Source organism: Planococcus salinarum (assembly GCF_007004625.1).
Taxonomy (GTDB): domain Bacteria; phylum Bacillota; class Bacilli; order Bacillales_A; family Planococcaceae; genus Planococcus; species Planococcus salinarum.
The window spans coordinates 1-19,566 of sequence record NZ_VIFV01000038.1; the positions used below are offsets into that span (position 1 = coordinate 1).

Below are 19,566 nucleotides of genomic sequence, written 5' to 3' on the forward strand. Positions count from 1 at the left end.
CCGGGTCAGGACCCAGGTTCCTGAATACGAAGCCTTTTACCAAAAGAAATACCGTGAGGTGCCGAAACATCAGCACAAACGAGCACTCGTCCTGACCGCAAGGAAACTCGTGCGCTTGGTGGATGCGCTACTACGCAGCCAGCAACTCTTTACGCCGGGAAAGGGGCGTGAAGCGATGACGTAAATTACGTCATTGAGCGCCTTTCTTAATTACCAGTAAATGGTAGTTGTTTACTGGTCTAGTTTCTTGCGGTCTTTTTCCACAAAATCGACCTTTGATAACTTCATAATCATTTATTTTTCAGTTGACATACTACCGCAGGTCTTACATTAATCAGCCAACGGCGATGAAATTTAAAATTAAAAAGAAGAAAAAGCTCGTCGGTATACACTGACGAGCTTTTTCTGCATTTCTATCAAGTTCAAAAAATTACTTAACTTCTACTCCAGCGCCAACTTCTTCAAGTTTGCCTTTGATTTCTTCTGCTTCTTCTTTAGTAGCGCCTTCTTTGATTGCTTTAGGAGCTTCGTCAACTAGTGCTTTAGCTTCTTTCAATCCTAGGCCAGTAACTTCACGTACTGCTTTGATTACTTTGATTTTTTGATCGCCAGCAGAGTTAAGGATTACGTCGAATTCAGTTTGCTCTTCTTCAGCAGCAGCACCGCCACCAGCAGCTGCAGCTACAGGAGCAGCAGCAGTTACGCCGAATTCGTCTTCGATTGCTTTTACTAGGTCGTTAAGTTGTAGAACTGTCATTTCTTTGATTGCGTCTAAGATTTGTTCTTGTGTCATTATAATTTCCTCCTATGATTAGGTAATTTTTTTGTTGCTGCGTTAAGCGATGTACTGCTTAAGCGCCCTGTTCTTCTTTTTGGTCTGCAACTGCTTTTGTTGTTGCAGCAAAGTTGCGGATTGGAGCTTGAAGTACGCTGAGTAGCATAGACAATAGACCATCGCGTGATGGAAGTTCTGCCAAGGCTTTAATATCTTCCGCAGAAGATACAGTTCCTTCGATAATACCCGCTTTAATTTCAAGCGCTTCGTTCTTTTTAGCGAAATCGTTGATGATTCTCGCCGGCGCTACAACATCTTCGTTCGAAAATGCGATAGCATTAGGACCTGTAAAGTGTTCGTTGATCGCTTCAAGGCCGTGTACTTCAGTAGCACGGCGAGTCATTGAGTTTTTGTAAACTTTAAACTCAACGCCCGCTTCACGAAGCTGTTTACGAAGTTCTGTCAATTGCGCAACGTTCAAACCGCGGTAATCAACAACTACTACAGAAGCTGCAGAGCCGAATTTCTCAGCGATTGTTTGCACGACAACTTTTTTCGTTTCAACTGCTTTTGTCATTTTGGCACCTCCCATAGATTTTCCATTTATACCGTTTCCATAAGAAAAGCCCCTGGTCCATTACAGACACAGAGGCATAAAATCAGCATCAATAAAGATGTTATCTGAGTTCATCATGTCCTCGGCAGGGATAATTTAAGCGACTGGCGCCCCTGCTGTCTGCGGTACAAACGTATATTTCACAACTCCGCTATTATAGCCGGGATCTTGTGTGATGTCAATAAATTATTTAACGACAACTTTTGATGGATCTACTTTTACAGCAGGTCCCATTGTAGTTGTAACGTTAAGTGATTTGATGTACGTACCTTTAGCTGCCGACGGCTTAGCTTTAAGAACTACATCATAGATTGCTTCCAAGTTTTCAGCAAGTTTGCTGTCATCAAAAGAAACTTTCCCGATTGGCGCGTGGATGATACCCGTTTTGTCTGCACGGTATTCCACTTTACCAGCTTTGATTTCCTGAACAGCTTTTGCTACATCAAATGTAACAGTACCTGTTTTAGGGTTTGGCATTAAGCCTTTTGGTCCCAATACGCGACCAATTTTACCTACTTCACCCATCATGTCCGGTGTAGCTACGATTACATCGAAGTCAAACCATCCCTGTTGGATTTTTTGGATATATTCAGCGTCGCCTACGAAATCCGCGCCAGCTGCTTCAGCTTCTTTAAGCTTGTCGCCTTTAGCGAATACCAACACGCTTTGAGTTTTACCAGTTCCGTTTGGTAGCACTACTGCACCACGGATTTGCTGGTCGTTCTTACGCGGGTCGATTCCAAGACGGAAAGCAACTTCCACTGTTGCATCGAAGTTTACTGTGCTTGCTTTTTTCGCAAGTTCAATCGCTTCTTTAGCATCGTAAAATTTCGTGCGGTCGATCAACTTTGCTGCTTCGCGCAGCTTTTTGCCTGTTTTAGCCATTTTAAACGTCCTCCTTGTTGTGGTCGAGCGGTCTTAGACCTCCCACGATTAAAGGCTGCGCAGCCCTTTACGAACTTGCGCAACCCATCCAAAAACAACTTCTAGATTAGTCTTCGATTGTAATGCCCATGCTGCGAGCAGTACCTTCAACCATCAACATTGCAGCTTCAACTGAAGCAGCATTTAGATCTGGCATTTTAGTTTCTGCGATTTCGCGAACTTGGTCGCGTTTAACAGTCGCTACTTTTTTACGGTTCGGTTCGCCTGAACCTGATTCAATACCAGCCGCTTTTTTCAAAAGAACTGCTGCGGGTGGAGTTTTCGTAATGAATGTAAATGAACGGTCTTCAAATACCGAAATCTCAACTGGAATGATCAGCCCTGCTTGTTCAGCAGTCCGTGCGTTGAACTCTTTACAAAAGCCCATGATGTTGACACCTGCTTGACCCAATGCTGGACCAACCGGTGGCGCTGGGTTTGCTTTTGCTGCAGGAATCTGCAATTTTACAACTTTAACTACTTTTTTAGCCACGAAACACACCTCCTTAAGTCCGTGATGTGGTAATAGGGTTTCCCCTCCCACTCAATATCTGTCTGTCAACTATGTTGATAGAATTAGCTAAATTGTACAGATTGTCCTAGGACAGTCTGACCTATGAAATAATACCACTTATGAAACGGAATAGCAAGTGGCTTTTATACTTTTTGAACCTGTTCGAAATCAAGCTCCATTTTTGTTTCCCGGCCAAAGATATCGATGGAAACTTTTACTTTCCCTTTTGTTTCGTCGATCTCTTCCACTTTGCCCTGGAAGTTTGCAAATGGTCCTTCCATAACTTCGACGACGTCGCTGACTTCGAAGTTGATGTCGACACGGCGTTCTGTCATGCCCATCTGTTTCAAAATAAAATCAACTTCCTCATCGAGCAACGGTGTAGGCTTTGCTCCACCGCCTGAAGAACCGATAAATCCGGTAACCCCTGGCGTATTACGGACCACATACCAGGATTCATCTGTCATGATCAATTCGACCAGTACATAACCCGGGAATGTTTTGCGCATTACAGTGCGTTTTTTGCCATCTTTGAAATCAGTTTCCTGCTCTTCGGGAATGATGACGCGAAAGATCTTATCTTGCATGCCCATTGTTTCAACACGTTTTTCCAAATTGGCTTTGACTTTATTTTCATAGCCGGAATACGTGTGGACTACATACCAATTCTTTTCCATAATCGCACGGACTGAACGTCCATCCCTCCTTTTTTTCCAAATGAAAAAACCCGTTCCAGTAGAATGACGGGCTATTTTTTATGCATTATTCTTGTTGCGCGCTCCATACCTTTAAAGCGCTAGGAACCAACGGAATAATTCCGAGATGCCTGTATCGATCAATGCGAAGAAAAGTGCCATGAAGATAACAGTGGAAAGAACGACGATTGTGTAGCGTGTCAATTCCTTACGTTTAGGCCAGCTTACTTTTCTCATTTCCGAAACGACGTTTTTAAAGAAATCGCCAATGTTACCCATTGTCCAAAAACCTCCGAAGTTTAAATCACTCTATCTCGTTCGGCATTCACTTAAATTCATAACGTTTGTTTATGCACGGTATGCCCATTGCAATGAGCACAGAATTTATTAAGTTCCAAACGTGTGCTGGATTCCGTTCTTGCTGGAACCGTATAATTGCGGGATGCACATTTCGAGCAGCTTAAAACGATTTTTTTAGCCATTTACCTCACCCTATTCGAGTTTGCAGCTTTTTCAAGGTTATCACCTTAAAACTTTCATGTCAACAGAACATCAGGAGGTGCGGCTTTCATCTGTTTGCAGATGCCGCTCCAGTTTTCTTTTGACCCGCTGCAATGCGTTATCGATTGATTTGACGTGCCGCTCCAGTTTTTCTGATATTTCCTGATAGGTTTGGCCGTCCAGATACAATGCGAGCACTTCGCGCTCAAGTTCACTGAGCACCTCACCCATTTTTTCTTCCATATACATAAACTCTTCATTATTGATCATCAGCTGCTGCGGATCATCAACCCCGTTATCTGTCAGAACGTCCATCAGCGTACGGTCAGATTCCTCGTCATAGATCGGCTTGTCCAGAGACACGTAAGAATTCAACGGAATATGTTTCTGGCGTGTTGCAGTTTTGATGGCAGTGATTATCTGCCGAATAATGCATAATTCTGCAAATGCCCTGAATGAAGACAGCTTATCGCTGCGAAAATCACGGATGGCTTTATACAAGCCAATCATGCCTTCCTGAATAATATCTTCTTTGTCAGCTCCGATCAGAAAATAAGAACGGGCTTTCATTCGAACGAAATGCCGAAATTTATTAATCAGAAAATCCAATGCTTCGGTATTTCCTTCGTGGACCAAACTGACAAGTTCTTCATCTGTCATATCCATAAATCGCCGGGCTTGAACTTGTTCCTGATTTCCCACGGTTATCCCTCCGGTCGCGCGAACCTTCAATATCATCAGTATACAGGAACCGAAAATTGAGCGTCAACCTATCATTTCAAACCACGCCGCCATTTTTCAAATATTTCCGCAATTTCCGTTGGCAATGCAATCTTTGAAATCCCTTGTTGCTCTTGAATTTCTTTTACTTTTCTGGAAATTTCTTTTTGAATTTCCTCCACTTCAATTTCCAGTTCCCGGGCGGAGATCCGAAGCGCCCCTTTGGCAAAAACCACCCATTGTTCCGTAGAATCCGAAGTTGCCACATAGATCTGATCGCGCCGGTTATTCAGGCTGACCGCCAACTTCTCAATCCGTTCATCAGCTGTTTCGCTTTCTTTCGTAAAAATGACTTCTACATCCGACTTCAGATTCCTGGCCTCAATGCCAGGCACCAGATGCGCATCAAAAACGATGATGACCCGCCATCCTTTATAGCCCCGGTACTCTGCCATTCTTTCAATCAGCCGATCCCTGGCATCGGCAAGCTTGTCCTTCTTCAATTCCCTTAGTTCCACCCAGTCTCCAATGATGTTATATCCATCAACCAGCAGAATATTCATATCGCTTAACCCATTGGATGACGCTTCCGGTAGACTTCGTACATGAGCAGGCTGGCTGCCACCGAAGCATTCAGGGAAGTTACATGGCCGACCATAGGAAGCTGATAAAGGAAATCACATTTCTCACGCAGGATGCGGCTCATGCCTTTGCCTTCGCTGCCGATGATAACAGCCAGCGGCAACGAAGCATCCATCTTCCGGTAATCCACCGATTCTTTCGCATCAGTTCCAGCGATCCAGACGTTGCGCTTTTTCAGCTCATCAACAATCTGCGAAAGGTTATTCACCCTCACCACCGGAATATGTTCGATGGCACCGGTCGACGATTTCGCCACGACCGCTGTCAACCCGACTGCACGGCGTTTCGGAATAATCAAACCATGGGCGCCGACCGCATCCGCCGTCCGCATAATCGATCCCAGATTGTGCGGATCTTCCAGTTCATCGAGAATCAGGAAGAAGGGATCTTCCGAGCGGGATTCCGCCACTTTGAACAGATCATCAAGTTCTGCGTAATTATAGGCGGCAACCGCCGCAGCAACTCCTTGGTGATTCGAATCGGTCAGGCCGTCGATTTTTTTCTTTGGCACGAACTGGACGATAACCTTCCTATCATTTGCCAGCTGCAAAAGTTCAGCAATGCTTCTTTTCTGGACGCCTTCTGCAACCCAGATTTTATTGATATCCCGCTCTGCCCGCAATGCTTCGAGCACGGGATTTTTGCCCCCAATGATCTCAGACTCTAATTCCTCGCTCATTTGATCACTCCTTTCAACTCTTCTATTACATCGATGGCGTATGAAATGATTTCGGTTACCCGCTCCATGTGGCCTTTTAAATAGTTCCAGCCGAGCACCGCTTCGAACGCGGTACTGAAATTATAGGTTTGGACATCGGTGTTTTTTGGTACCGAACCCGATTTGGCATTGCGGCCGCGCCGCATGACTGCCAATTCCTGCTCTGACAGGAAACCCTCTTCTGTCAATCGCTTCAGTACGACTGCCTGGGCTTTCGCCGACACGAAAGTCGTCGACATCCGGTGCAGTGTATTCGGCTTGACTCTTCCCGAGCGCAGCAGATGCTCACGGACCGACTGCTCATAAACAGCATCTCCCATATAGGCGAGGGCAAGAGCATTCAATTGGTCGACATCCTGATAACGTAATTGATTCAACCCCTTACCCCCTCTTCCAGCGCGTGCCTTGAGCAGTGTCTTCCAGAATAATGTTCTTTTCCTTGAACAAATCACGGATTTCATCGGCTCGGGCAAAGTCACGGTTTTTACGTGCCTCGATACGCTCTTCCAATAAAGCTTCTACTTCAGCGTCCAGCAACTCTTCTTCCTGGCTGAAAGGCAAACCGAGCACACCTGCCAATTCATCAAACACTGCAAGGAACGTCTCCAATACTTCAGCTGAAGTTTGTTTTTCCAATAGATAAGTGTTGGCCAGACGGGACAAATCAAACAGCTTCGAGATTCCGTGTGCTGTATTAAAATCATCATCCATCGTTACAATGAACTCATGTTTGATTTCTTCGATTTTCGCCAGCCAGATATCGGAATGGTCTCCGAGTCCTGCGGATACGCCCAACCGATGCTTCAGGTTTGCGTAGGCAGTCCGCAGACGCTCCAGTCCGGCAACCGCATCTTCCACTAATTGCTGGGAATAATTGATCGGATGGCGGTAATGCACCGACAGCATGAAGAAACGCAGCACCTGTGGATCCAGGTTTTTCAGAATGTCGTTCACCAACACGAAGTTATTCAAGGACTTCGACATTTTTTCATTATCAATATTGATATAACCATTATGCATCCAATAACGGGCAAACGGCTTGCCTGTGTATGCTTCCGACTGCGCAATCTCGTTTTCGTGATGCGGGAATGTTAAATCCTGCCCCCCGGCGTGGATGTCGATCGTATCGCCGAGATGTTCGCGTGCCATGACCGAGCACTCGATATGCCAGCCCGGGCGCCCTTCGCCCCATGGGCTGTTCCAGGAAATTTCATTCGGCTTCGCCGCTTTCCATAACACAAAGTCCAATTCGTCTTCTTTTTTGTCGCCAGTCTCAATTCTTGCGCCGACCTTCAGCTCGTCGACCGATTGATGCGACAGCTTGCCGTAACCGTCGAATTTACGGGTTCGGTAATAGACATCACCCTGCGATTCGTAGGCAAATCCTTTTTCAATCAGCGCTTCAATAAATTCAATGATCTGTGCCATATGATCCGTCACACGCGGATGCACATCGGCTACTGCGCAGCCGAGTGCTTCTGTATTATCGAAATAAGCCTTGATGAAACGTTCGGCAATTTCAGGCACGGTCTGCCCGAGTTCATTGGCAGCTTTGATCAGTTTATCGTCCACATCCGTAAAATTGGAGACGTATTTTACATCAAATCCCCGGTATTCGAGGTATCTGCGTACCGTATCATAAACAATCACCGGCCGGGCGTTGCCAATGTGGATGTAATTATAGACAGTTGGACCGCATACATACATCTTGACCTTTCCCTCTTCAAGCGGAACAAAGGTTTCTTTGGTGCGTGTCAGTGAATTGAAAATCTGGATAGTCATTCGGCATTCCCTTCTTTCTTCCTGGCTTGTTTTAAAATCTCCACTTCACGTCGGAGTTCTGCGATTTTCATTTCCAATGAATTGCAGATATCCGTCACAGGGTCCGGCATATCCTGATGGTTCAGGTTATTCTTAATTCTTACCCCGTCCTGGATGACTATTTTCCCCGGGATGCCTACCACCGTTGAATTCGGCGGCACATTCTTCAATACAACAGATCCCGCTCCAACTTTCGAACCCTCACCTATCGTAATGGATCCAAGCACTTTCGCACCTGTTGCGACCAGTACATTGTCTTCCAAAGTCGGATGGCGCTTTCCGCTTTCCTTGCCGGTCCCACCCAAGGTAACTCCCTGAAAGATGGTGACATTATCACCGATGATACAAGTTTCTCCAATTACTACACCCATCCCGTGGTCTATAAAGAACCTGCGTCCGATGACGGCGCCCGGGTGGATTTCTATCCCAGTGAAAAAGCGGCTCATCTGCGAAATGACCCGTGCCAGAAAAAACAACTTATTTTTGAAGAAGAAATGCGCCAGGCGATGAGCCCAGATTGCATGTATGCCCGAATAGGTTAGAATCACTTCCATATAACTTCTTGCAGACGGGTCCTGCTCAAAAACAACTTTCACATCTTCTTTCAATGCTTTCAACATCTGACTCAACTCCTTTTACTGCAAAATAAAAAACGTCCCTGTCAATAAATTGACAGAGACGCATGATTGCGCGGTTCCACTCTGATTAAAAAGGGATTCCCCTTTTTCTCTCGGCACCTGTAACGCAGATGAAACGTCTGGTCTACTTGATTCGACTCAGCACTCAGAGAGGCATTTCCATGCGGCAGCGGCCCGGATCAATTTCAGCCGGTGATGATCCTCTCTGGAGGGCATGCTGCATGTACTTCTTCTCGTCAACGATTTTCTGATAGTAAATTCATTTTACACGTTTGGTTCTATAAGTCAATCTTATGCACTTGCGTATTGTGCCACGCGTGCAATTGTCTTCTCTTTGCCCAACAGCGCAATTGCATCCGGCAATTCCGGACCATGCGTCTGGCCAGTCGTCACAACGCGAATCGGCATAAAGAGGTTTTTGCCTTTGTGTCCTGTCGCTTTTTGGACTGCTTTGATTGCCGCTTTTATTTCAGCAGGTTCAAAAGCATCGAGCGCTTCCAGACGTTCTTTGAAGGAAGCCATCACTTCCGGTACCTGTTCGCCGGCGAGCACTTCTTTCTCTTCTTCGCCATAATGAAGATCGTCGGAGAAGAATTGTTCCGACAGCTCTGTAATTTCCGCTCCGAAACTCAGTTGGTCGTGGTAAAGAGCGACAAGGCGCTGTGCCCAGTCCTGCTGTTCCGCGTCCATCGTCTCCGGCAATTTGCCCGCTTTCTGCAAATGCGGCACTGCTAGCTCAACCACTTCTTCAAGCGGCATCTGTTTGATGTACTGGTTATTCATCCACGTTAATTTCTGCTTATCGAACATGGAAGGTGATTTCGACAACCGGTTGGCATCAAAGATTTTGATCAACTCTTCTTTTGAGAAGATCTCCTCTTCCCCTTCAGGCGACCAGCCGAGCAATGCAAAGAAATTGAAAAGGGCTTCCGGAATATAACCCAATTCTCTGTATTGAGAGATGAATTGCAGAATCGACTCATCACGTTTCGACAGTTTCTTGCGCTCTTCATTGATGATAAGCGTCATATGACCATATGTTGGATGATCCCAACCAAATGCATCGTAAATCATCTGTTGTCTTGGCGTATTCGACAAATGCTCTTCGCCGCGGAAGACGTGTGTAATCTTCATCAAATGATCGTCAATGACAACCGCGAAGTTATAAGTTGGGATGCCGTTGGTTTTTACCATTACCCAATCACCGACATCCTTTGATTCGAATGAAATCGGTCCACGAACCAGGTCTTCGAATTTATACGTAATGTCAGCCGGCACTTTCGCACGGATTGTGTAGGTTTTGCCTGCATCTTCCCGCTCTTTTACATCTACAGCCGTCAGGTTGCGGCATGTACCGCTGTATTGAGGGGCTGCAATGCCGGCCGCTTTTTGTGTTTCGCGCTCTGCTTCCAGCTCTTCCGATGTACAGAAACATTTGAACGCCATGCCTTTTTCCAGCATTTCATCCGCGTAGCCTTTGTAAATATCCAAACGTTCCATTTGACGGTAAGGGCCATAATCGCCGCCGACATCCACGGATTCGTCGTAATCGATGCCCAACCATTTCAGGTTGTCCAACTGTGATTCGATTCCTGTTTCAATGTTGCGGGCTGTGTCCGTATCTTCGATGCGAACGATGAATTTCCCGTTATGATGGCGTGCATATAAATAATTGAAAAGAGCTGTCCGGGCTCCGCCGATATGTAAGTGACCAGTCGGACTTGGAGCGTAGCGTACGCGTATTTCTTGTGTCATTAGATTTCCTCCTAAGAAACTATTGTCTTGTGCTATTCTATCATTCCTTGTGGATCCTTTAAACTTTGCGCTCCACCAACAGAATCACGGCCAGTGCGGCGATTCCTTCTTCGCGCCCCAAGGATCCCAGCTTTTCATTCGTCGTTGCTTTGACATTTACCTGCGAAACATCCGCTTCCAATAAACCCGCAATGGATTCGCGTAATTGTTCAATGTATGGTGCCAGTTTCGGTTTTTGTGCAATCACCGTGCAATCCACATTACCGAGTTCGTATCCCTGTTCCTTTACATACTTCCATATATGCGTCATAAGCTTGCGGGAATCGGCATCTTTGAATTCCGGGTCGGTATCCGGGAAATGCTTGCCGATATCGCCTCCGCCGATCGCACCAAGTGCTGCATCCGTGACTGTATGCAGCAACACATCGGCGTCTGAATGGCCAAGCAAGCCTTTGTCATGGGGAATTTCAATACCTCCCAAAATCAATGGTCGGCCTTCCACCAGTTGATGAACGTCGTATCCCTGTCCAATTCGAATCATTGCTGTTCCTCCTGTCGGCGACTCTCCAAGATTGCCTTGCCGTAAATCAAATCATCCGGCGTCGTCATTTTCACATTTTCATAATTGCTTTCAATAATCTTTACCGGATGCCCCAGCCGTTCGACCAGCATGGATTCATCGGTTCCAAGAAATCCTGCCTCAGAAGCTGCTGTCGCCGCCTCTTTTATCAATGAATACTTAAATGCCTGCGGCGTCTGGATAACCCATAAATTCTCACGCTCAACGGTTTCCGTAATGATCCCGGACTCCGCCTTTTTGATTGTATCTTTTACCCGGACGCCTGCAATCGCTGCACCCGAATCGGCCGCTTCTTTTACAAGACGTCCAATTACTTCAGAATCGATGAAAGGGCGCGCAGCGTCATGGACAAGAACGACATCACAAGGTGGAATCATATCGAGACAGGCTCTGACGCTATCCTGTCTTTCGGTCCCGCCAACAGCAAACCCTTTCACTTTCGCAATATCATATTCCTTCACAAACTTCTCCATCAGCGGTCTCTCTTCTTCTTTTACGGCAAGCCAAATTGCTTCGCAATCGGGATCCCGCTGAAAAACTTCCAGAGTATAAACAAATATCGGTTTATCGAATAACTCCAACAACAATTTATTCTTATCCGCTTTCATCCGCTTGCCGCTTCCCGCAGCAGGCAGGACAACTGTATATTTCATAATTTACATCCTTTTATCAATCATTTACCGCCTCGCGGTTTCGCAAAAATCATGCGCCCTGCAGAAGTTTGCAGCACACTTGTAACCGTTACATCGATTGCTTCACCGATGTATTTTTTCCCGTCTTCAATGACAATCATCGTCCCATCATCCAGATAGGCAACGCCCTGATTCTGTTCTTTGCCGTCTTTGATGACGACAACATGCATGTCTTCACCAGGAATGACGACCGGTTTTACCGCATTCGCCAAATCATTGATATTCAGCACCGGTACATTATGAAGTTCACAGACTTTATTCAAATTAAAATCATTCGTTACGACTTGCCCGCCCATTTTCTTGGCTGCGCGCATCAGTTTCAAATCCACTTCCGCCACTTCATCAAAGCTTTCTTCCGTAATCATGATTGCACCTTCACGTTCACTTTGCAGCCGCTTCAAAATATCCAATCCGCGGCGACCTCTTGTGCGTTTCAACGTGTCCGAAGAGTCCGCAATATGCTGCAGTTCCGATAACACGAATTGCGGCACGACAAATATGCCCTCCATGAAACCAGTAGCGGAAATATCTGCAATCCGCCCATCGATGATGACACTCGTATCCAATAATTTATAGCCTGTTTTTTTGGGCGGCAAAGCTGCTACGATTTCCTCATCAATTTCATTTTTCTTCGCATTCAGCGCAACCCTAGATGGAGTCAGCATGCCCAACATCTCGTCCCGCTTCTGAAAACCGACCTGGAAGCCGAGATATCCAAGAACGACCGACAGAATTATTGGAGCAGCAGTCGCAACTAGCGGAATGTCGATTGTACTTAAGGCAAAACCAATAAGGAACGCCACGATCAATCCGATAATCAGTCCCACTGTACCGAACAGCAGGTCCGGTGTCGGCGCGTGCAGCAATTTTTCTTCCATCCAATTCATGAAACGGACCAGCGTATCCGCAAACAATAATGATAGTAAGAAGAACACTAAAGCTCCCACAACTGTCGAAACAATTGTGTTATTTATCCATGGGTTATCGAGCATAGGTATGAGTTCAAAAACATAAGGTAAGAATATAAGCCCGACAGTTGCACCAATCAATAAAAATAAAACCTGAATAATTCTTTTTAACACATGTCCCACCTCCTCCTTCTCAATTATACACATAACATTTACAAAACGCTGTTAAGACCCTGTACCGATAAAAAAGCTAAAAGAGGCTAAAAGCCCCTTATTGTGGAAAAATCTCTTTTAATGCATCATTGACTGTTTCTACACCAACAACTCGAATGCCTTCCGGAAAATCCCAGCCACCGATATTGGATTTTGGAACAATTGCCCGTTTAAAACCAAGTTTCGCCGCTTCCTGCACTCTTTGTTCGATCCGGGATACGCGCCGCACCTCACCAGTCAAACCAACTTCACCGATGATGCAATCAAAACCGTTGGGAGCAATATCACGGTAACTCGAGACAATACTCGCAAGCACGGCCAAATCAATTGCAGGTTCATCCAACTTCACTCCGCCAGCCACTTTAATATAAGCGTCCTGTGCCTGGAGCAGCATACCCATCCGCTTTTCCAACACTGCCATCAGTAAAGAGACACGGTTCTGATCGAGCCCCGTCGCCATGCGCTTCGGATAATTAAAGCTGGAGGGTGTAACCAGGGCCTGGATTTCCACCAGAATCGGCCGTGTACCTTCCATTGAAGCAACAACTGTCGATCCTGCCGCTCCGCTTGAGCGCTCCTGAAGGAACAGCTCGGAAGGGTTGAGCACCTCTTTTAACCCGCTCTGCAGCATTTCAAAAATCGCGATTTCATTCGTCGAACCAAACCGGTTCTTCACACTTCGCAAAATCCGGTAGGTGTGATGGCGCTCCCCTTCAAAATAAAGCACCGTGTCCACCATATGCTCAAGAATCCGCGGCCCTGCAATCTGGCCTTCTTTCGTAACATGGCCAACCAGGAAAATTGCAATATTTTTCGTCTTGGCGATACGCATCAATTCCGCCGCACTTTCACGGACTTGTGTAACACTGCCGGGAGCGGAAGTAACTTCTGGGTGATGAACCGTCTGTATTGAATCCACGATAACGAAATCGGGATTCACTTCATCAATTGTGTGGTTGATCAATTCCAGATTGGTTTCTGCGTAAATATACAAATTGGAGGAAGAAGCATCAAGACGCTCGGCTCGAAGTTTTGTCTGGCGAACGGATTCTTCGCCGGAGATATAAAGCACCTTGCTGCCGCTTGTGGCCAGCATTGCCGAAACCTGAAGCAACAATGTCGATTTCCCAATCCCAGGATCTCCACCGATCAGTACGAGTGAGCCAGGAACGATGCCCCCTCCAAGCACTCGGTTTAATTCACTGAGTTCTGTTTCAACCCGCGGTTCATCTTGTGTTTCAATTGAATTAATGGGCGTCGCCTTCTGCGGCGCCGCAGCCGTATGCTGAAAAGTGCTTCGCGTTCCTTTGGGAACAACCATCTCAACTTCCTCGGTCATTTGATTCCAAACTCCACAACTCGGACATTTCCCCATCCATTTCGCCGATTCGTATCCACACGACTGGCATACGAATTTTGTTTTTTTCTTAGCCATGTGCTCCTCCTTCTAATGAAAAACCGCTCGCCGGGAAATTTCTCCGGCGAGCGGAATATCTTATTGCTTATTTCTTTACAGGTTCATTTGTTCGAACGACAAATTCATCATTCTCCACATCAAAGATGATGCGCTGACCCGCAAGCGCTGTTCCTTTTAAGAGCTCTTCAGACAATCTGTCTTCGACATGCTTTTGCAGTGCCCGGCGAAGCGGACGTGCCCCATACTCTGGATCGTATCCTTCTTTCGCAATCTTATCAAGAGCTGCGTCAGTCAATTCAAGATTGATATCTTGCTCTTTCAGACGATCAGCCAGTTGTTTTGTCATCAACGTCACAATCTTGCGCAGGTTCTCTTTTTCAAGAGAGTGGAAGACAATCATATCATCAACCCGGTTAAGGAACTCCGGACGGAAGGCTTTTTTCAATTCCGCAAGCATCTTCGTTTTCATATCTTTGTAATCAGTTTTAGTATCTTCCAAATTGAAACCGACATATTTATTGTACTTCAATTCTTCTGCCCCAACGTTAGAAGTCATAATGATGACTGTATTGCGGAAATCGACGCGTCGGCCTTTTGAGTCTGTTAAGCGTCCATCTTCCAATACCTGTAAAAGGATATTGAATACGTCCGGGTGCGCTTTTTCAATTTCATCAAGAAGAACTACAGAATATGGTTTTCTGCGGACCTTCTCAGTCAGTTGGCCGCCCTCATCATAACCGACGTACCCCGGAGGTGAACCGACCAAACGGGAAGTCGAATGTCTTTCCATGTATTCCGACATATCAATACGGATCATCGCTTCTTCGTCTCCAAACATCGATTCAGCCAAAGCCCGTGCCAATTCTGTTTTACCGACACCTGTTGGTCCCAGGAAGATAAATGACCCAATCGGACGTTTCGGATCTTTCAATCCTGCACGAGCACGTCTTATCGCTTTCGAAATGGAAGTAACGGCTTCATTCTGGCCAATTACACGCCCGTGAAGAATTTCTTCCAGATTCAATAATTTATCGGATTCAGTCTGAGCCAGTTTTGATACCGGGATGCCTGTCCACATGGATACGACTTTCGCGATATCTTCAACAGTCACTTCAGACTCTTCCTTGCCTTGCTTTTCTTTCCATTCTTTCTTGGTTTTCTCCAGCTGGTCTTTCAACTTCTGTTCTGCATCGCGAAGAGAAGCCGCTTTTTCAAATTCCTGGCTCTGTACTGCTTCATTTTTTTCTGAACGTGCAGCTTCAAGATTTGTTTCCATTTCTTTAAGATCCGGTGGAGTGGTATATGAACGAAGCCTTACTTTTGAACCCGCTTCGTCAATTAAATCAATAGCTTTGTCCGGCAGAAAACGGTCTGAGATGTAACGATCAGACATCTTCGCTGCAGCTTCAATCGCTTCATCTGTGATTTTCACACGGTGATGCGCTTCATAACGATCCCGAAGTCCTTTAATAATCAGAATGGATTCATCTACAGTAGGTTCATCCACTTGGATTGGTTGAAAGCGCCGTTCAAGAGCTGCATCTTTTTCGATATATTTGCGGTACTCATCCAAAGTTGTAGCACCGATACATTGCAGTTCGCCTCTGGCCAATGCCGGTTTAAGAATATTGGAAGCATCAATCGCTCCTTCTGCACCACCAGCACCAATCAATGTATGAAGTTCATCAATAAACAGGATTACATTACCTGCCTGGCGAATTTCATCCATTACCTTTTTCAAGCGGTCCTCAAACTCCCCGCGATATTTCGTCCCCGCGACAACTGTTCCCATGTCCAGTACCATGACGCGTTTATCACGCAAAGTTTCTGGAATTTCATTATTCACAATTTGTTGGGCCAATCCTTCTGCGATTGCTGTTTTACCTACACCTGGTTCCCCAATCAACACTGGATTGTTTTTAGTCCGGCGACTTAGCACTTCAATTACTCGCGTAATTTCGTCGCTTCTGCCGATGACAGGGTCAAGACTGCCTTCACGTGCTACTTGCGTCAAGTCACGGGCTAACCCATCCAATGTAGGTGTATTGGCTGTTGCATTCGGACTGCTCCCCGTAGAAGCCTGCTCATTGCTGCCAAGCAATTGCAAGACTTGTTGGCGGGCTTTGTTAAGGCTGACTCCTGCATTACCAAGTACACGCGAAGCTACACCTTCACCCTCACGGATAAGCGCCAACAGCAAGTGCTCTGTGCCTATATAGGAGTGACCAAGTTTTCTTGATTCATCCACCGATAATTCAATAACTTTTTTTGCTCTCGGAGTGTAATGCACAATCGGTCCTACATCTTTTTCTCCAATCCCTACAAGTTCAGTAACACCTTCTTCAATCAATTGCGTATTTACTTCAATCGCTTCTAAGGCTTTAGCTGCAATTCCGCCGCCTTCACGAATTAAACCAAGCAAAATATGTTCTGTTCCGATAGATTCATGCTTCATCCGAATTGCTTCTTCTTGAGCCAGTTGAAGAACCTTCTGTGCTCTTTGTGTAAATCTGTTGAACATCATACAGAATCCTCTCCTTCTTTATCTCCGTTAATTTTGTATTCTTGTTTCAAGCGTTCCCGGAAAAGCTTCGCCCGGGTGACATCTCGCTCATTTGCTGACAATGGCTTTTCTGAATAAAGCTGAAGAAACGCAGGTTGCATAAAAATCATCAACTCATTCAAAATGGACATATCAATATTCTCTATCAACTTTAAGTCTATTCCTAAACGGACATCTGAAAGACACTTAGCCGCTTCTTCAGTCGTTAATAACCTGGAATACGTGAGGGTTCCGAGCGACCGGTAAATACGATCTTCCAATTTTAAAGGCGAATTAGTTAGAATCGCTTCCCGTGCTCGACGTTCCTGTTCAATAATCTGCTCGGTCATATTCTGCAGATCCTGAAGTATCTCATATTCTGATTTTCCAAGTGTCAATTGGTTGGAAATCTGATAGACATTCCCCAAAGCTTCGCTGCCTTCTCCATAGATACCCCTCACAACCATTCCTAAGCGTGAAATAGCAGGAATAATGCGAGTGATTTGCTGCGACATTGTAAGAGCAGGCAAGTGCAGCATCACCGAAGCTCTCATGCCTGTACCTGTATTGGTAGGACAGCTGGTTAAATAGCCAAACTTTTCATGAAATGCATACTGTAAACTCTGTTCTAACATTGAATCTAATTGATCAGCAGTTTGATATGCTTCCTGTAAATGAAAACCTGATTGCAAACTTTGAATGCGTAAATGATCTTCTTCATTTATCATAATGCTCAGTTCTTCATTTTTAGATAGTAAAACAGAGCCAGAATGCATTCCAGCAGCCAGGTGGGGACTAATCAAATGTTTTTCCACTAATAATTCCCTCTGCAGCTGCGAAATTTCATGTATATCTATATGTGTAAATTCCAGGCTTAAATCTTTTCCTTTATCAACCAGAACAGATGATACAGCTTTATCGACTTTTAGTGCTTCATCTTCCGTAAAAGCATAGGGAAATTTAAACTCTCTTAGATTTCGCGCTAACCTTATTCTAGTACTCATGGCAATATCCGCATTTTCTCCATTGTTTGCCATCCAACTACTCGCTTTTGGTACTAAAAAACGATCAATCGCCATGAGTAGCACCCCTTTCGAGCTCTTTATTCAATTCTCGAACCTGATCCCGCAACTTTACTGCTTCTTCAAATTCTTCAGCTTCTATAGAAACTTTCAGTTGTTTTCTCAATTCTTCGATCTCTTTTTTTAACTTTAAGGTGCTTCCATATGAAGCTGGAATTTTGCCGGTGTGTTCAGTGTTTCCATTATGGAGGCGTTTAAAAATCTCCTCCAGATTTGATTCGAATGCATCATAGCAGGTTGCACATCCGAATTTCCCCAATTTCAAGGAATCATTAAATGTAAATCCACACGAAGGACAGACTGAAACCTCCTTTTTAAAAGGATTTACAGATGGCGATTGAGTGGGGAACCAATTAGAAAGCAACTGATGAATAGCAAGTGGATCTTGTTCGAACGCTAAATTCAGGCTATGGTTTTCCGCTGCGCAAACATGGCATAAATGCCTCTCTATGAGTTGTCCGTTTCTTTTTTGTTTCACTAATACAGATGCAGGACGTTCTCCACATTGACTGCAAATCATCATACCACTCCCCGCTAATTTGACTGAAATTGAATTGTGAATAACATAGCAATAAGAATACGTGCTCGAACTTCATCCCTCAATGGCAAACTTAAGAGGAGTGTAGAACGGTCGATAGCACTTAAAATCATTTTTGCTTCTCGCTTTGTTACAATGTCTTCATCTAACAGACGGAACACAATATCTTCAGCCATATTTTGAGTAGCACCATTTTCCAAATGCTGTATAATTCCTGTGATTACATCAGATTTTTGATGAAGACGAATACGCTTAATTCGAATATAGCCACCGCCACCTCGTTTACTTTCAACCAAATAACCTCTCTCAGGGGTAAACCTGGTATTAATTACATAATTGATTTGTGAGGGTACACATTGAAACTTCTCCGCTACCTCACTTCTTTTTATTTCAATATATTCTCTATCGCTTAATTCGATAACTTGCTTTAAATAACCTTCAATTACATTGGAAATGTTACGCATCGCATTCACCTCTTCATTCCATGTACTTAAAGTTGACTTTGACTATATTTGACTTAATTATAGCGTAAGCTTTTTATATAATTCAAATAGTATGTTCTGAATAAATCTTAAAAAGGTGCTCCCAGAAGATTTTAACCTGGGAACACCTTTTTATCTTCATCTTATTCTTCATCAAACATGCGCTTTTTAAAATCCTTCAGGTGACTTTGTATTGACTTGGTTTTCTCTTCAAGATATTTCGTTCTCCACTGAGTTCCTTCAAGCCAAATCTCAACAACATCCCCAGCTGAGACTTCATGAGTAAATTCACTTACAGGAAAAGTGTATTGTTCATTATCTTCATCCAATGACTTTAATAACGCCGTTCTCTTATCAATAGTTTCTACTCTATATATACCAGACTTCATTTCTACCACCTCAATTTTATTTTCCCTCTTCTAAGTTCTTTTAATCTCAACTAACAAAATCATCTAAATATTTTTCGAAATATTATTCCTAAAAATTTTCAATCAACAAAAAAGAAAGACCCTCACCGCTTTCGCGGTAACGGTCTTTCTTTGGATGCCCAGCGGCGTCCTACTCTCACAGGGGGAGACCCCCAACTACCATCGGCGCAAAAGAGCTTAACTGCCGTGTTCGGGATGGGAACGGGTGTGGCCTCTTTGCCATCGTCACTGGACTGATTATTCTTTTTGAAAGACAAGACTTATCATACCATCTCTGGCGATTAATTCAAGCTTTTTTTAAAAAAACTTTATCTTATTCTTTCAAAACTGGATAAACGACATCGAAACAATTCGCGCACAAAGCG

Annotated in this window: 23 protein-coding genes, 1 rRNA gene, 1 pseudogene and 2 other annotated features; of the genes and pseudogenes, 1 reads left to right on the top strand and 24 read right to left on the bottom strand. The window is 44.8% G+C overall.

Going from position 1 to position 19,566, the window contains the following annotated elements:
* Positions 1 to 184 (top strand): annotated as a pseudogene (locus DIJ65_RS15010) (IS110 family transposase); the annotation flags it as partial.
* Positions 185 to 430: 246 nt separating this feature from the next.
* Here the strand turns inward: DIJ65_RS15010 and rplL are convergent.
* From rplL to rrf, 24 genes are all read right to left on the bottom strand, one after another.
* A complete protein-coding gene (rplL, locus tag DIJ65_RS15015; RefSeq protein WP_071152146.1) occupies positions 431 to 793 on the bottom strand; it encodes a 50S ribosomal protein L7/L12 in 363 nt (120 codons plus the stop codon).
* 58 nt (positions 794 to 851) lie between these two features.
* Positions 852 to 1,352, bottom strand: coding sequence for a 50S ribosomal protein L10 (gene rplJ, locus DIJ65_RS15020; protein WP_071152147.1), 501 nt, complete (start codon positions 1,350 to 1,352; stop codon positions 852 to 854).
* A gap of 33 nt (positions 1,353 to 1,385) precedes the next feature.
* Positions 1,386 to 1,535 (bottom strand) — a sequence feature (ribosomal protein L10 leader region).
* Between the two features lie 42 nt (positions 1,536 to 1,577).
* Positions 1,578 to 2,276, bottom strand: a complete 699-nt coding sequence (gene rplA / locus DIJ65_RS15025) for a 50S ribosomal protein L1 (protein WP_071152148.1) — start codon at positions 2,274 to 2,276, stop codon at positions 1,578 to 1,580.
* A 106-nt stretch (positions 2,277 to 2,382) separates the two neighbouring features.
* Positions 2,383 to 2,808, bottom strand: a complete 426-nt coding sequence (gene rplK, locus DIJ65_RS15030) for a 50S ribosomal protein L11 (protein ID WP_071152149.1) — start codon at positions 2,806 to 2,808, stop codon at positions 2,383 to 2,385.
* 164 nt (positions 2,809 to 2,972) lie between these two features.
* Positions 2,973 to 3,506, bottom strand: a complete 534-nt coding sequence (nusG, locus tag DIJ65_RS15035; protein WP_117303587.1) for a transcription termination/antitermination protein NusG — start codon at positions 3,504 to 3,506, stop codon at positions 2,973 to 2,975.
* 111 nt (positions 3,507 to 3,617) lie between these two features.
* A complete protein-coding gene (gene secE, locus DIJ65_RS15040; RefSeq protein ID WP_058382186.1) occupies positions 3,618 to 3,803 on the bottom strand; it encodes a preprotein translocase subunit SecE in 186 nt (61 codons plus the stop codon).
* Positions 3,804 to 3,859: 56 nt separating this feature from the next.
* Positions 3,860 to 4,006, bottom strand: a complete 147-nt coding sequence (rpmG, locus tag DIJ65_RS15045; RefSeq protein WP_117303585.1) for a 50S ribosomal protein L33 — start codon at positions 4,004 to 4,006, stop codon at positions 3,860 to 3,862.
* A 70-nt stretch (positions 4,007 to 4,076) separates the two neighbouring features.
* Entirely contained in the window at positions 4,077 to 4,763 is a 687-nt protein-coding gene (sigH, locus tag DIJ65_RS15050) for an RNA polymerase sporulation sigma factor SigH (protein ID WP_185959571.1), read from the bottom strand.
* 35 nt (positions 4,764 to 4,798) lie between these two features.
* Positions 4,799 to 5,308 (bottom strand): NYN domain-containing protein, encoded by a 510-nt coding sequence (locus tag DIJ65_RS15055; RefSeq protein WP_117303582.1) that lies wholly within the window; start codon positions 5,306 to 5,308, stop codon positions 4,799 to 4,801.
* Positions 5,309 to 5,313: 5 nt separating this feature from the next.
* Positions 5,314 to 6,066 carry a 23S rRNA (guanosine(2251)-2'-O)-methyltransferase RlmB gene (rlmB, locus tag DIJ65_RS15060; protein ID WP_117303580.1) on the bottom strand — a complete coding sequence of 251 codons (753 nt, stop codon included), beginning with the start codon at positions 6,064 to 6,066 and terminating at the stop codon, positions 5,314 to 5,316.
* Positions 6,063 to 6,482 (bottom strand): Mini-ribonuclease 3, encoded by a 420-nt coding sequence (locus DIJ65_RS15065; protein WP_117303578.1) that lies wholly within the window; start codon positions 6,480 to 6,482, stop codon positions 6,063 to 6,065. The genes rlmB and DIJ65_RS15065 overlap by 4 nt, the downstream gene beginning before the upstream one ends.
* A 4-nt stretch (positions 6,483 to 6,486) precedes the next feature.
* Positions 6,487 to 7,887, bottom strand: a complete 1,401-nt coding sequence (gene cysS, locus DIJ65_RS15070) for a cysteine--tRNA ligase (RefSeq protein WP_117303576.1) — start codon at positions 7,885 to 7,887, stop codon at positions 6,487 to 6,489.
* Positions 7,884 to 8,546, bottom strand: coding sequence for a serine O-acetyltransferase (gene cysE, locus DIJ65_RS15075; protein WP_117303574.1), 663 nt, complete (start codon positions 8,544 to 8,546; stop codon positions 7,884 to 7,886). The genes cysS and cysE overlap by 4 nt, the downstream gene beginning before the upstream one ends.
* A 51-nt stretch (positions 8,547 to 8,597) precedes the next feature.
* Positions 8,598 to 8,813: a binding site (T-box leader), on the bottom strand.
* Positions 8,814 to 8,855: 42 nt separating this feature from the next.
* Positions 8,856 to 10,319: a glutamate--tRNA ligase gene (gene gltX, locus DIJ65_RS15080; protein ID WP_117303572.1), complete on the bottom strand. Its 1,464-nt coding sequence runs from the start codon at positions 10,317 to 10,319 to the stop codon at positions 8,856 to 8,858.
* 58 nt (positions 10,320 to 10,377) lie between these two features.
* Positions 10,378 to 10,860 carry a 2-C-methyl-D-erythritol 2,4-cyclodiphosphate synthase gene (gene ispF, locus DIJ65_RS15085; RefSeq protein ID WP_117303570.1) on the bottom strand — a complete coding sequence of 161 codons (483 nt, stop codon included), beginning with the start codon at positions 10,858 to 10,860 and terminating at the stop codon, positions 10,378 to 10,380.
* Complete coding sequence (gene ispD / locus DIJ65_RS15090) at positions 10,857 to 11,552, bottom strand: 2-C-methyl-D-erythritol 4-phosphate cytidylyltransferase (protein ID WP_117303568.1); 696 nt, start codon at positions 11,550 to 11,552, stop codon at positions 10,857 to 10,859. Before ispD ends, ispF begins: the two co-directional genes overlap by 4 nt.
* A 20-nt stretch (positions 11,553 to 11,572) precedes the next feature.
* The gene (locus DIJ65_RS15095; protein ID WP_117303566.1) at positions 11,573 to 12,673 is read right to left on the bottom strand and encodes a PIN/TRAM domain-containing protein; all 1,101 of its coding nucleotides are present in this window, start codon (positions 12,671 to 12,673) and stop codon (positions 11,573 to 11,575) included.
* A gap of 97 nt (positions 12,674 to 12,770) precedes the next feature.
* Entirely contained in the window at positions 12,771 to 14,147 is a 1,377-nt protein-coding gene (radA, locus tag DIJ65_RS15100; RefSeq protein WP_117303564.1) for a DNA repair protein RadA, read from the bottom strand.
* Positions 14,148 to 14,214: 67 nt separating this feature from the next.
* Positions 14,215 to 16,653, bottom strand: coding sequence for an ATP-dependent protease ATP-binding subunit ClpC (gene clpC / locus DIJ65_RS15105; RefSeq protein WP_117303562.1), 2,439 nt, complete (start codon positions 16,651 to 16,653; stop codon positions 14,215 to 14,217).
* On the bottom strand, positions 16,650 to 17,750 hold the full coding sequence (locus tag DIJ65_RS15110; RefSeq protein WP_117303560.1) for a protein-arginine kinase McsB: 1,101 nt from the start codon (positions 17,748 to 17,750) through the stop codon (positions 16,650 to 16,652). Before DIJ65_RS15110 ends, clpC begins: the two co-directional genes overlap by 4 nt.
* Positions 17,740 to 18,273 (bottom strand): UvrB/UvrC motif-containing protein, encoded by a 534-nt coding sequence (locus DIJ65_RS15115; protein WP_117303589.1) that lies wholly within the window; start codon positions 18,271 to 18,273, stop codon positions 17,740 to 17,742. The genes DIJ65_RS15110 and DIJ65_RS15115 overlap by 11 nt, the downstream gene beginning before the upstream one ends.
* Positions 18,274 to 18,287: 14 nt before the next feature.
* A complete protein-coding gene (locus DIJ65_RS15120) occupies positions 18,288 to 18,755 on the bottom strand; it encodes a CtsR family transcriptional regulator (RefSeq protein ID WP_117303558.1) in 468 nt (155 codons plus the stop codon).
* A gap of 161 nt (positions 18,756 to 18,916) precedes the next feature.
* Positions 18,917 to 19,162, bottom strand: coding sequence for a hypothetical protein (locus tag DIJ65_RS15125; protein ID WP_117303556.1), 246 nt, complete (start codon positions 19,160 to 19,162; stop codon positions 18,917 to 18,919).
* A gap of 156 nt (positions 19,163 to 19,318) precedes the next feature.
* Positions 19,319 to 19,434: ribosomal RNA gene (gene rrf / locus DIJ65_RS15130) — 5S ribosomal RNA — on the bottom strand.
* Positions 19,435 to 19,566: the final 132 nt, after the last annotated feature.

What these genes read in the sequence shown, in the direction of transcription:
- rlmB (WP_117303580.1), bottom strand. Translation starts at nt 6,066, where the DNA reads ATGAGCGAGGAATTAGAGTCTGAGATCATTGGGGGCAAAAATCCCGTG.
- DIJ65_RS15110 (WP_117303560.1), bottom strand. Translation starts at nt 17,750, where the DNA reads ATGGCGATTGATCGTTTTTTAGTACCAAAAGCGAGTAGTTGGATGGCA.
- nusG (WP_117303587.1), bottom strand. Translation starts at nt 3,506, where the DNA reads ATGGAAAAGAATTGGTATGTAGTCCACACGTATTCCGGCTATGAAAAT.
- clpC (WP_117303562.1), bottom strand. Translation starts at nt 16,653, where the DNA reads ATGATGTTCAACAGATTTACACAAAGAGCACAGAAGGTTCTTCAACTG.
- secE (WP_058382186.1), bottom strand. Translation starts at nt 3,803, where the DNA reads ATGGGTAACATTGGCGATTTCTTTAAAAACGTCGTTTCGGAAATGAGA.
- rplL (WP_071152146.1), bottom strand. Translation starts at nt 793, where the DNA reads ATGACACAAGAACAAATCTTAGACGCAATCAAAGAAATGACAGTTCTA.
- rplJ (WP_071152147.1), bottom strand. Translation starts at nt 1,352, where the DNA reads ATGACAAAAGCAGTTGAAACGAAAAAAGTTGTCGTGCAAACAATCGCT.
- cysE (WP_117303574.1), bottom strand. Translation starts at nt 8,546, where the DNA reads ATGTTGAAAGCATTGAAAGAAGATGTGAAAGTTGTTTTTGAGCAGGAC.
- DIJ65_RS15120 (WP_117303558.1), bottom strand. Translation starts at nt 18,755, where the DNA reads ATGCGTAACATTTCCAATGTAATTGAAGGTTATTTAAAGCAAGTTATC.
- sigH (WP_185959571.1), bottom strand. Translation starts at nt 4,763, where the DNA reads ATGATATTGAAGGTTCGCGCGACCGGAGGGATAACCGTGGGAAATCAG.
- gltX (WP_117303572.1), bottom strand. Translation starts at nt 10,319, where the DNA reads ATGACACAAGAAATACGCGTACGCTACGCTCCAAGTCCGACTGGTCAC.
- ispF (WP_117303570.1), bottom strand. Translation starts at nt 10,860, where the DNA reads ATGATTCGAATTGGACAGGGATACGACGTTCATCAACTGGTGGAAGGC.
- DIJ65_RS15115 (WP_117303589.1), bottom strand. Translation starts at nt 18,273, where the DNA reads ATGATTTGCAGTCAATGTGGAGAACGTCCTGCATCTGTATTAGTGAAA.
- DIJ65_RS15125 (WP_117303556.1), bottom strand. Translation starts at nt 19,162, where the DNA reads ATGAAGTCTGGTATATATAGAGTAGAAACTATTGATAAGAGAACGGCG.
- cysS (WP_117303576.1), bottom strand. Translation starts at nt 7,887, where the DNA reads ATGACTATCCAGATTTTCAATTCACTGACACGCACCAAAGAAACCTTT.
- ispD (WP_117303568.1), bottom strand. Translation starts at nt 11,552, where the DNA reads ATGAAATATACAGTTGTCCTGCCTGCTGCGGGAAGCGGCAAGCGGATG.
- rplA (WP_071152148.1), bottom strand. Translation starts at nt 2,276, where the DNA reads ATGGCTAAAACAGGCAAAAAGCTGCGCGAAGCAGCAAAGTTGATCGAC.
- DIJ65_RS15055 (WP_117303582.1), bottom strand. Translation starts at nt 5,308, where the DNA reads ATGAATATTCTGCTGGTTGATGGATATAACATCATTGGAGACTGGGTG.
- radA (WP_117303564.1), bottom strand. Translation starts at nt 14,147, where the DNA reads ATGGCTAAGAAAAAAACAAAATTCGTATGCCAGTCGTGTGGATACGAA.
- rpmG (WP_117303585.1), bottom strand. Translation starts at nt 4,006, where the DNA reads ATGGCTAAAAAAATCGTTTTAAGCTGCTCGAAATGTGCATCCCGCAAT.